Raw genomic sequence first — 12,581 nt, forward strand, 5'->3', positions numbered from 1 at the left:
TGGGAACAATTTGCGTCTTTATGGTTGAGGAAGCGTTAAACACCTCGCGCAAACGTTAAGAAAAAACCGGGGGCGCAACAGTGGGTAGAAAAAAGGCCGGGGGATATGCCCGGCCTTTGATCGCATTTTCGATCAATAATCTTTTTCGTAGAAAATACCGGCGCTGGAGTCACCCTCCGATCCCAAAGCACCCTTGACCTTGAGATTGCGGGAGATGTCCAGATTAACCGTTCCTTTGGTCGTGCCAGCAGAACCCGCTTCGACACCCAGATAAATATTATCGCGAATATAACGACCTGCACGGACCGCAGTCTGCCCCTTGCTGTCGGTGACAACATCAATGTCATCAAGCCCCGTGCCCTGACGCAGCTTGCTCATGAGCGAATTATTCGAACCACCCGCAAGCTCGGCAGCCGCAGCCGCAAGCTGGGCGATCTGGAAGGCTGACAACTCACCAATCGAACGCTTGAATATCAGATGCGCCAGCACTTCATCCTGCGGCAATTCCGGCGAGGAGGAGAATGCGATGTTCAGATTATCAACCGTACCCGTCACCGTCACAATTGCCGTAATGTCATCCCCTTCACTGCGGGCAACGAAATTGAGCTGAGGATTAAGATCACCGACCAGCGTGACATGACCTTCATCAAAGGTAATGCGCTGGCCGAGAATTCCGATGCGGCCACGAATAAGATCAAACGAGCCAACAGGCTGGATGTTTGTCACTGGACCGGTCAAACGAACGCGACCGCCAAGTTCCGTATCCAAACCCCGGCCCCGGACAAATATCTGGTTGGGTGCGTTGACAAGCACATCAAGACGCGGAACCGTCGGACGGGACGTTGGTGTCGGCACGCTGCCACGACGTGTCTCAACCTTGGCACGCTCCAGCGTTTTAAGAACATTTGCCGGTGTGTTGATATGGCGTACAGGGACATAGGCCGCGCCACCGCCCAGATTTTCTGGCACAGTTATTTCTGCACGTTCAACATCGATACGGCCAGCAATCAGTGGATCACGCATCAATGGCCCGGTGATCGAAATGCCACCACTCACAGTGGCAACGACGAGCTTGCCGTCAGCATACCGCGCACGATCAAGCTTGATGTCGATATCGGCCGGGAAATTTGCGCTCGCATTTGTCGAAATCGTACCGCTTGCGGAAATCTTACCTCCACTGCCAAAGGTCGCATTGACCTGACGGAGCGTGATTGTCTCACCCTCCATCGCCCCCATCACATTGATGGCGTTCAATCGGACATTGGTTTCTGGATCGATAAACTGCGCACCCGATGTCGAGAACATACCGCGCAGTTGCGGTCTGTCAAAGCCACCTGAAACATTGGCTGTCAGCGAAAGTGTACCACTCACCTGCGAACCGCGATCAGCAAGGAAACGGTTGGCGAGCGCCAGCGGAACATTGCCCGAAACATCTACGCCAAGCCCCTGCCCCGAAAACGGCACCTTGCCTTTGGCTGTGATGTTGAGACCCTGCGGACCATCCACGTTCAAAGAAGAAATATCAACCGCCATGGCCGCGTAATTACCCGCAGCCTGCAAGCTTAACGGCGCAAGTCCGTTGTCACGCAACGGCTTTGCAGCCAGGCCTGTACCACGCAGATTAAACTGGGCTGCCGGATTGGTCAGCGGTCCTGTGAGCCGTGCCGTGCCGGTGACATTGCCTGCAAGGTCCTGTCCTTTTACCGCGCCGTTGAGTGCTGCCAAAGGAAGATTGGTCAGGTTGACATCAACTGCAAGCTCGCCTTTGCCAAGCGGGACGCCGCCCTTAGCGGTGACATCAATACCGCCGCCGCCGCTTACATGCGCATCGACATTCAAACGATTGCTGTCAGAACTGCCCTTTGCATCCGCATCAAGCGGCGCAATACCCTGATCTTTAAGCTGCGCTGCGCTCACACCACGCGCAGAAATATCAAAAGTGGCATTCGGATTCTCGCGCGTACCGGTAACGCGCGCCGTACCGTTAACGATACCGCCAAGACCAAGTTCGGGTTTGAAAGTATTGGCCAGCGCCAGCGGCAGATTTTTCAGTGCAACCGAAAGATCAAGGCTTTCTCCAATCGCACCATTCACCTTGACCTGTCCATCGCCGGTATTGACGATGATATCGCCGAAAGAAATATCGCTGCCTTTCATGGCAATGGTTGCGGGTGCAGCAAGCACGGCTGAAAGCGAACCCTGTTTCACGTCAGCTGAAGCAAGCCCCAGTTCAAAACCGCCATCTTTTGGCTCAAGCGAACCGGATGCATTGGCCAAAGTGCCAATCTTGAGCTTGGTGCTCGCGGTAAAATCAGTCTTTGTCCCTGTTGCATTGGCCTTGGCATCAAAACTGTCGATTCCAAAAGTGCCAACCAGAATATCGCGTGCGCTGGCCGTTCCATCGACAACCGGCACGCCGAACAGATCCTGCGCGCTTGCGGCAATATCTGCAGATGCGATATGATTTCCGTTGATTTTCAGACCATTGGCCTTGGCGTTGACAGTTGCATTCTGGCGTTCACCATTGGCATCAAGCGTGATGTCGGCATTGGCGGAACCCGTCGCATCAGCAAGGAAAAGTGCAGCTGCGGTTGAAATATCAGGCGCATCAACCATGAGTTGGCCCGCAAGCAAACCTTTGGCATTCTGCGTCACGTCACCGGAAACATGTGTGCCGCCTGCATTGAACACGAGATTGGTCAGGCGCTTCTCGTCATTGACGATATCGATGAGCGTGCCAAGATCGATCTTCTGGCCATTGAGAAGTGCGCTGCCTGCAAGCTTGCCTGAAAGCGATGCGCCTGTTGTGGCATTGCCATCCAGCAACGCATTGAAATCGAGCGCGCCGTCGGCGAGCTTGCGATCAGCAAGTGTTCCCTGTGGTGCGTCGGCGCGCAGCGCCAGTGCGATCAGCTTGTCATCGCCGCGCGCGCTGCCTTTGATCGTCATGCGGCCTGAGGCTTTGTCAGACAGAAGCTTCATATCGGACAGCATGACACCGAAATCGAAATCTGCCTTATCAGATGCAAAAGAGCCGTTGGCGGTGATTTCGCTTAGCGCATTTCCAATGCGGAAATCGCGTGCAGCAAAGCCTGCCGCACTGCGGGCAATTCCGCCGCTCATGCGGACTTCGCCATCAAGAATATTATCGACAGCTTGCGTACCGGTGCGCATATTTTGCGCCGTGCCATCGAGATTGAGATCAAAAGCACCACTGATGGGGCTAACCTTACCGGAGGCCTTCACATCGATGCTGCCCGCAAGATCGCGCCCGGCCAGTTCCGCATAAGGAGCGAGGCTTGCAATTTTTGCAAGAATATCGCCGTTGAAGATGAAATCATCGATGTTGCCGTTTAGCTCAAGGCTCAGGCCATTGCCCTCAATACCAGCCTTTTCAAGTTGTACCGGGGAACCGGAACGCCAGCCACCATTGATCAGGACATCAATTTTATCACCCAAAGCTTCGGCGATTTTCCGATCGGGCGCGTTGATGCCGCTTACACCGCCATCAACGTTAAATGTGATATGGCGGTTCGTTGCATCATTCAGATTTTCAGCCCCCCCCCCCATATCAAGGGCGATGCTGGAAGCCGAAACAGAGGCATTTTTAAACCCGGAAACCGCAAGCTTACCCGTCCAATCATTGGTCGGACGATCACCGTAGGCGATTTGCAGCGTCGCATTGTTGATCGTGGTTTGCGCACCTTTGACCGGCAGCAAAACTTCACCTTTGCTGTCATCGCGAATATCTGCATCCACACGCAGCTTGTTCAAAAAGCCGCTCGTGTCGGATTCAGCAGAAGCCTTGATCTTCATCGCAGCCGTATTGAGTGCAAGATCATCAAGACGGAACCCGCCGCCATCTTTCAGAAGCCCATTTGCAGTCAATGCCGTATCGGCACCAAAGAAATCACGGAAAGCAGGCGGGACAAGAACAGAAATCGGGCCATTGATCTGTGTGGCAAAGACACGTCCATCAGCGCGGCGCACCAGTGTAAAGCCACCCGTCAGCGTGCGGCTGCCATTGGTATCAAGGGCCAGATCAATCTTGAGATCATCAAGCGTACCATTGCCCGTCAGCGTCAGATCGACAGGCGGATATCCCTCAATATTGAGCAGATTGGCAACGATACCATTGGCAGGCTCGCTCACTTTCAGATCAAGATCAAGTTTCTGATCGGCATTGGCATAGGCTGCGCGCAAGGCAAAATTGCCACCCGGACCATCCAAACGCTTGATATCGAACGTGGAATTCAGCGAGCCATCCGCCAGCGACAGACTTCCATTCAGCGACACTTCCGATTGCAGCCCGAAAATCTCCTGACCAAAATACAGATGAGCGACATCAAGACTATCAATATTGATCGACAGCGGCAGTTCCGGCAGGCTGAAAGTCGATGATTCCGGCGATGGAAGACTGTTGTCCGGCAACGGCTTGCGAATGAAATCAATGCGTTCAGCCACCAGCGACTGAATGCTCAAACGGCCGGTAAAAAGCGCCGTGCGGCTCCAGTTGAGCTTTGCATTTTCAATGCGCAGCCAAACGCCTTCGCGGTCAGCAATCGTGATCTGCCCGACACTTGCCTCAGACGACAAAAGTCCGCTCAGACCCGAAAACTGGATACGACGGTTGGGCGCGGAAAGTTTGCTCTCCACAAAAGAAATGAAATAAGACTTCTCCTCTTCCTGCTGCGGCTGCTGTGCGAGCGCTGGAATGGCGAAGAGAATGAAGGCCAAGAGTGCTAGAAATCTGGTCAAAACGCCTGTCCTATGCCCACATAAAATGCATAGCTCGGATCGCCCGAGCGGCGGTTAAGCGGAAGAGCAACATCGAGACGGATCGGCCCAAGCCCTGTCAGGTAACGCAGGCCAAGGCCCGTGCCTATGCGCATTTGTTCTGAAAAATCCGGATAGGACTGTTCGCCGACATAGCCTGCATCGACAAAGCCCACGACACCAATTGAATCGGTGACACGCGTACGCACTTCACCCGATGCCTCAACCAGCGAGCGCCCGCCAATCGTGTCGCCAGTCGCTGTTTGAACACCGATACTGCGATAGGAATAGCCGCGGACTGAGCCGCCACCACCTGCAAGGAACAACTGATTGGGTGGGATATCCGCAATACCGGCGCCAACGACAGAGCCAAGTTTCACGCGGCCAGCGAGAATAACGCGGTCTGTGGCACCAAAGCCGTAATAAGCGCGTCCTTCCGCCGTGAAGCGGGTCGCAAAATTGCCACGCTGGAACTCATAGAAGGGCTGAATGTTGCCTTCCAGATAAACACCCGAGCTTGGATCGGGCTTGTTGTTCCGGCCATCGTAAAGAAGATTGCCTTCAAGACCACCTGTCGTAAATTCGCGTTTTCCGAAATAATCGTCATCGAAGCGCCCATGGCTTGCCTTGGCATAAAGCGCGCCGGAAAGCTCATCACTGAAAATCTGCGTGAAGCCGGTCTTCGCATTGATCGACGTTTCCGTATAGGCATCAAGCACTTCGCGCTTGGCATCAAGGGCGGCAACGAAATCCGTGTCAGGCGTGTAAACGCCGGGCTTTGCGAAGCTCGTTCCAAGCGTATAGGTGTAATTGGACGGATCGAAGGAATTGTCCTGTGAACCGCCGACACCACTGACCTTGGCATCGAAACGCAAGCGCTCGCCGCGCCCGAACAGGTTGCGGTGCATCCAGTAACCGGTGACACCAAAGCCGTCGAGCGTGGAAAACTCGGCACCAAAACCAAAGCGGCGTGGCTTGCGCTCCTGAACATTGAGCGTCATTGGCAGGCTGCCATCCGGCCCAATCTTTTCGGCTTCTTCAAAATTCATCGAGCGGAAGACTTCCATGCGACCAAGGCGCTTTTTTGCATCTTCGATGTCTTTGGGGCTGTATTGCTCACCCGGCTTCAATCCGGTCATCCAGGCGACAAATTGCGGGTACATGCGCGCAGTACCAACCACGCTGACGGGGCCGTAATAAGCCTTTCTGCCCGGATCAAGCCCGATATCGGCAGCAACCCTATTGCCATCATGATCGGCAACAATGTCTTCTTTGGTGATCCTGGCTTTGGCATAGCCCTGCTGACGCCATGCCTCGACCGCCAGCCGCTCGGCTTTCAGGATGGTGCCTGAACGGGCGACCTGACCAGGAGCAAAACCGGCCTTTTCGACCGATTCCACCTGTTCCCTTTTGTCTGCAGGCGGCGGTGCGATATTGGATATGGCCGTGCGCGAGAACAAAAACTGCGGACCCGGATCAACCGAAATATCGATCTTCGCATTGTTTGGAATATCGGTATCGACTGGAATATCATTGGCTTCACGGCCATCAACCTTGATGGAAATCGTGCCGCCGTAACGACCTTCACCATAGAGTGCTGCCAGAATACGGCGATAATCGCCCCGTGCTTTCGCCAGAAGGCCCGCAGAACCCGATGCAGGCGTCTGTTCGTCGGAAACAAGGCCGGAGGCCCCTTCTATAACGGATTTAAGATCAGCATCGCTGCCATCGGCATTCTTGCGATTACCAACAGCGTTGACCTCAACCGAATAGCTTTTGGGATCAATAATATCAGGGTCGACGCTCTTGTCCTTACCCCAGAGGCGTATACCAAAGATTTCGAATGCCAAAGCGGGCGAAACGGTCATTGAAGCAAATTGCACCGCCAATGCGAGTACAATGAGACTTCTTCCCTGTATCGTCCTGTTACGCCTAGTCATACACGTTACTGTCCGGGTTCCAGAGCGTATTTCAATCTGATTGTATCAGATCAACACTCTAAACATTCGTTTCATGCGCATATTATCCGAAAACTGTTTTACACTTTTCGGGATGCGCGCTCCTTGACGACCGCCTCGGTAGCGCTTCGTCCTCCCCCACAATCCCAGGACGATTCAGGGATTAGCATAGAGTGGTGGGAAGACCAAGCTTCAACCCAGATGCGGTATGACATTTCGGGCTCAGACGAGAATCACAAACCTCCTTGCAAAGCCCGAAGTCATTTATCCCCTATTGTGAATAGATTGAGTCAATGGAGAGTTAATGGCGCGTTTTAACATTATAAAATGAATGCGGCCCGCCGGAGGGAGGGAATCCGGCAGGCCGCGTCTCAGGTCATGGTCAGGGGAGGAGGAGAATGACCTGATATGAAATAAGTTATGCCGGTTCAGCGCCCGGAGTGATATGGGCGCATATTGCCGAATTGAGGGCGAACACCTGTCCCAATCCGGTAAGGGGCAGTTCGCCCTGACCAGTGCGGACCTCTGGCAGGACCAACACCCCAGGCGGGATTCCATCCCCGGTGAGAGCCGGCATAAGGATCGTATCTCGGTCCCCAGCCATGACGCCAACCCGGATATGCGCCGTGACCTCCGCGCCATCCCCAATAGGGAGGCCATCCCGAGGTCCAACCGCGATCCCAGCCGTAACCCGGTCCCCAGCCGCCACCGCCAATGATGACAGTGGTGCTTGAACCGGAAGGATAATATCCCGATGGATAGGCGCTATAAGGATCGACAGGGTTAAGATAGGCCCGGTTCGGATAGACTGGCCCCCTCACATAGCCGCCAAAGCTTATGAAACGCGCTGAAACCCAGCCACGATAACCACCGCTGTTTACCTGACACCAGCGTCCTCGACATGGGCCCGCATCCACCCGGAGGCCAACCGGTAATGCGGCAAGCCGCCCGTAATTGACGCCCGGCCCACTGCGGACATTTACAGTCGCAGTCACGGTCGCAGGCACAGCAAAAGCCACGGCAGGAACAAAGAGTACAGACGAAAAAATGAATGCGCGAACAAGCTTTTTATTAAGTCGTTTCTTAAATAGAAACATCGATAATTCTCCAAATATGCAACTGTAGAAATGCAATACAAAGAAAACCATTGTGTATCATATAGCCCAAATTATGGACAAAAGCAATAGTGACCAATATTTAGCAAACTATAACGTCTATTTGAATGCAAAGAACGATGAATATTACAGTATAATAATAAGTTTACTAAAATTTTATACATTCATTATTTGCTTTAAAGGGCACATCGCGCCCATTTCCTTTTAAGGCCATCCGTTAGAAACGTCCTGTCTGTTTTCCGTCACGCATTATCCCCCGCAAAACCGCTGCGCACTTTTGCTGGAAATGCTCTGTCTTCACCTTCGCATCCGTGCTGTTGCGAAAGCCAGCTTCCCTTTTTCGGGAACTGCCTCAAACAAACCAAAAGCGCCCCGGCAAAGACCGGGGCGCCATGCGGCTTTTTAAGGGGGAGAGGGAGGAAAAAAGCCGCAAAACCGGGCCGTCAGACCTGGTTAAGAGGAGACAGAAGGCCAGCACGAGCCAGCCTCCTGAAATTCACTTACGGCAGATTACGCACATCGCCCGGCGTCATATACATCGGCATCATATTGGTATCGAGGTGATGCATGACCCAGATGGAGCCAGCCAGCACAATCGCCAGAATGATGGCCGTGAAAATGAGCGCCAGAATGTTCCAGCCATTTTCTGACTTCGGATCAAGGTGCAGGAAGTAAACCAGATGCACCACGATCTGAACGGCGGCCATTCCGATAACAATCGCTGCGGTCGTTGCCGGCGTGAAGTAGCCATTCATTGCCAGCATAAACGGAACGATGGTGAGGATGATCGCCAGTGTCAGACCAATCAGGTACGACTTCAGGCTGCCATGCGCGGCTTGATCGTGTGTTTCGTGTCCAGAGCTCATCACAATACACCCAGCAGATAGACAAGGGTAAAGACGCCAATCCAGATGATGTCCAGGAAGTGCCAGAAGAGGCTCAAGCACATCACGCGCGTCCGGTTCTTTTCAGTCAGGCCATCGCGCAGAAGCTGGGCGGAAAGCACCAGAATCCAGATGAGGCCCGAGGTAATATGCAGACCGTGGGTTCCAACCAGCGCAAAGAAGGCCGAAAGGAATGCGCTGCGGCTTGGACCTGCACCTTCAACGATCAGGTGATGGAATTCATAGATTTCCATCGCAAGAAACGCGAAGCCGAGCAGAAAAGTCACGCCCAGCCAGAAGAGCACGCCTGCACGATTGTTCCTGAACATGGAGAGCGTCGCCAGACCATAAGTCAGCGAAGACGCCAGCAGGATCATCGTTTCTGTCAGAACAAACTGCAGATCGAACAGTTCACGGCCAGTCGGGCCGCCCGCGAACTGATGCGCCAGAACGGCGTAGGTTGCAAAAAGGCCCGAGAAGAGAACGCAGTCACTCATCAGGTAGATCCAGAAGCCGACCAGTGTGGTCGACCCTGCATCATGATGATCTTCGTGAGCCGGATGCTCGTTGCCGCCCGTAAATGGTGCAGCCGTATGAACGGTAGCGCTCATGGATCAGACCTCCTGAGCATTCAGTTGCCGCGTATAGGCGTCTTCGACGCGCTGTACTTCATCGGCCGAGACATAATAGTCCCTGTCATTGTTGAAAGAGTGGGCAATGGCGACAGCCAGAACACCAACAGCTGCAGCAATTGCGAGCCACCAGATGTGCCACACCAGCGCAAAGCCCAGAGGAATGCAGAGCATACCAATGATGAAGCCCGTGCCTGTGTTTTTCGGCATATGAATGCGGGCGAAGTTTTCAGTGCGGCGCACATAACCGTTCTGCTTCATATCCCACCAGCTGTCGTGATCACGCACATGCGCAACTTCAGCAAAGTTGTAGAATGGTGGAGGTGACGAAATCGACCATTCGAGCGTACGTCCGTTGCCCCATGAATCGCCATTGACGACGCGCAGCTTTTCACGATCACGAATGGAGATCATGATCTGGAGAACCTGGAAGACAATACCGCAAAGAATAATCGCAACGCCAACTGCTGCAATGATCAGATAGATATGCCAGGCTGGGTTTTCCGTATGGTTCAGACGGCGTGTCATGCCCATCAGGCCGAGCACGTAGAGCGGCATAAAGGCCATGATGAAGCCAACCAGCCAGCACCAGAACGCCTTCTTGCCGAGACCTTCATGCAGCTTGAAGCCAAACGCCTTTGGCCACCAGTAGATGAGACCGGCAAAGCAGCCAAACAGAACGCCCGAGATAATCACGTTATGGAAGTGGGCGATCAGGAACACGGAGTTGTGCAGCACGAAATCTGCAGGCGGAACAGCAAGCAGAACGCCCGTCATACCACCAACAACAAAGGTACACATGAAACCGAGCGTCCACATGACCGGCGTTTCGATGCGCAGACGCCCCTTATACATGGTGAAAAGCCAGTTGAAGACTTTTGCACCTGTCGGGATCGAGATGATCATGGTCGCAACGCCGAAGAAGGCATTGACGCTTGCACCGCCACCCATGGTGAAGAAGTGATGCACCCAGACGAGGAACGACAGAATGGTAATGGCAACGGTCGCATAAACCATCGACGCATAGCCAAACAGGCGCTTGCCGGAGAAAGTGGCAATGATTTCGGAGAAAACGCCGAAGCACGGCAGAACCAGAATATAGACTTCCGGGTGACCCCAGATCCAAATCAGGTTCACATACATCATCGGATTGCCACCAGCATCATTGGTGAAGAAGTGGAAATCCAGATAACGGTCAAGCGACAGCAGTGCCAGCGTCACAGTCAGGATCGGGAACGCAGCCACGATCAGAACGTTGGAGCAGAGTGCGGTCCAGGTGAAAACCGGAACCTGCATCATACCCATGCCCGGCGCACGCATCTTGATGATGGTGGTGATGAGGTTCACGCCCGAAAGCAGCGTCCCCATACCGGAAATCTGCAAGGCCCAGATATAATAATCCACCCCGACATCCGGGCTGAACTCAAGACCTGAAAGCGGCGGATAAGCCAGCCAGCCGGTCTTTGCGAATTCGCCGATACCAAGCGAAATGTTAACGAGGATGGCACCGGCAACCGTGAGCCAGAAGCTCAACGAGTTGAGGTATGGGAAAGCCACGTCGCGCGCACCGATCTGAAGCGGTACGGCAAAGTTCATCAGGCCAACAATGAAAGGCATCGCGACGAAGAAGATCATGATCACGCCATGCGCGGTGAAGATCTGATCATAGTGGTGCGGCGGCAGGAAGCCTTCATTGGCGCCGGAGGCGATTGCCTGCTGCGCGCGCATCATAACAGCGTCCGAGAAGCCGCGGAACAGCATCACGAAAGCCAGAATAATGTACATAATGCCGATACGTTTGTGATCGACAGAGGTCAGCCAGTCGCTCCACAGAACGCCCCACTTCTTATAGTAGGTAATGGCTGCGAGAATAGCGAGCGCCCCACCAGCTATCGCGGTCAGTGTGACCATGATGATAGGCTCGTGATAGGGAATCGCTTCGAGCGTAAGTTTTCCGAACATTTCTATTCTTACTTCGATTGGAGTGCGATCAGCAGCTCAAGCCCCGGATGAAATGCCCGGGGCCAGCTACATCGGCAAATCAGTTTTCAAGCTGCGTCATACGCTGCGGCTGAGTCAGACAAAGAATGTCATTTGCCCACTGGCTGAAATCGACGGGCGAAGACTTGCGCAAATCTGCACGGGCTTCACGCACCATCTGTTCCTGATGCATCAGATCATCAAGACAAACCGATTTGCCATCCCAGCAGCGGTTCACAATATTATGAAACAGCGCTTTGTCATTATAGGCAAAGAACTGAACCGGAGCCTTCTCGCTTGGCTGAACCAGCGAAGCATAACGCTCACGCGTCAGTTCCTGACCGGACGCCTTGGCATCGGCAACCCACTTGTCAAAACCGGCCTGATCAAGCGAGTGCGCCTTAAAGCGCATCTGGGCAAAGCCCTGACCGCTATAATTAGCAGAAATGCCGTCAAACACGCCCTCATGATTTGCAATCAGGTGCAGCTGCGTCTGCATGCTCGGCATGGTGTAAACCTGGCTGCCAAGCTGCGGAATAAAGAAGGAATTCATAATGCTGCTGGATGTCAGCTTGAAGTTCACAGGAACATCAACCGGCATCGCCATTTCATTGACCGATGCAACACCCAGATCCGGGTAAATGAACAGCCATTTCCAGTCCAGCGCGACAACTTCAACATTGACCGGCTTCACGTCTGAGACAAGCGGACGGTAAGGGTCAAGCTTATGCGTTGAGATCCATGTCACAGTGCCAAGCAAAACGATAATAACGACAGGAATAAGCCAGACAGCCGCTTCAATCTTGTTGGAATGATGCCAGTCCGGCAGATACTCTGCCTTTTCGTTGGTGGAGCGGTACTTCCAGGCGAAATAGAGCGTCATGCCAATGACCGGAAGCACGACCAGCAGCATAAGGCCAGTCGCAAAATAGATGAGATCGCGTTCCGCCAAACCGATCTCTCCTTTCGGAGAGAGCAGAACCTGGTTCTCGCAGCCGGCGAGGAACGCCGTGAGGGCCAAGACGGCGAACGAAATGATCGTCCGGGGGGTGCCGTGTTTCATTTGTCTTTCCATCCTGCACACAGAACTTCAGCTCTGGTGCATTCGTCATTTCCTAGATTTCGGTAAGTTCTGAAAATTTCAAAGGTACCGTTATAACGAATAAAGCTGTTTGTCACGCGCCAGACTGAAAATGTACTGGATCGAAATGTCGCGGCTGCATATGCTTTGTGAGT

At 53.5% G+C, this 12,581-nt stretch carries 7 protein-coding genes; all 7 read right to left on the reverse strand.

The features are described from left to right. Nucleotides 1–132 precede the first annotated feature (132 nt). Nucleotides 133–4,758 (reverse strand): translocation/assembly module TamB domain-containing protein, encoded by a 4,626-nt coding sequence (locus VBH83_RS00680; RefSeq protein WP_396995937.1) that lies wholly within the window; start codon nt 4,756–4,758, stop codon nt 133–135. After that, on the reverse strand, nt 4,755–6,716 hold the full coding sequence (locus VBH83_RS00685; RefSeq protein ID WP_396995939.1) for an autotransporter assembly complex family protein: 1,962 nt from the start codon (nt 6,714–6,716) through the stop codon (nt 4,755–4,757). The genes VBH83_RS00680 and VBH83_RS00685 overlap by 4 nt, the downstream gene beginning before the upstream one ends. Nucleotides 6,717–7,162: 446 nt before the next feature. Beyond that, nucleotides 7,163–7,831, reverse strand: a complete 669-nt coding sequence (locus tag VBH83_RS00690) for an SH3 domain-containing protein (RefSeq protein ID WP_265982635.1) — start codon at nt 7,829–7,831, stop codon at nt 7,163–7,165. Nucleotides 7,832–8,349: 518 nt separating this feature from the next. Then, on the reverse strand, nt 8,350–8,715 hold the full coding sequence (gene cyoD, locus VBH83_RS00695; RefSeq protein ID WP_265982634.1) for a cytochrome o ubiquinol oxidase subunit IV: 366 nt from the start codon (nt 8,713–8,715) through the stop codon (nt 8,350–8,352). After that, nucleotides 8,715–9,344: a cytochrome o ubiquinol oxidase subunit III gene (gene cyoC / locus VBH83_RS00700; protein ID WP_265982633.1), complete on the reverse strand. Its 630-nt coding sequence runs from the start codon at nt 9,342–9,344 to the stop codon at nt 8,715–8,717. The genes cyoD and cyoC overlap by 1 nt, the downstream gene beginning before the upstream one ends. Before the next feature lie 3 nt (nt 9,345–9,347). Next, complete coding sequence (cyoB, locus tag VBH83_RS00705) at nt 9,348–11,327, reverse strand: cytochrome o ubiquinol oxidase subunit I (RefSeq protein WP_265982632.1); 1,980 nt, start codon at nt 11,325–11,327, stop codon at nt 9,348–9,350. A 79-nt stretch (nt 11,328–11,406) separates the two neighbouring features. Further along, a complete protein-coding gene (gene cyoA, locus VBH83_RS00710; RefSeq protein ID WP_265982631.1) occupies nt 11,407–12,408 on the reverse strand; it encodes a ubiquinol oxidase subunit II in 1,002 nt (333 codons plus the stop codon). Between the last annotated feature and the right edge of the window lie 173 nt (nt 12,409–12,581).

Source organism: Ochrobactrum sp. S1502_03 (genome assembly GCF_044435015.1).
In the GTDB taxonomy this organism is placed as follows: Bacteria; Pseudomonadota; Alphaproteobacteria; order Rhizobiales; family Rhizobiaceae; genus Brucella; species Brucella chromiisoli.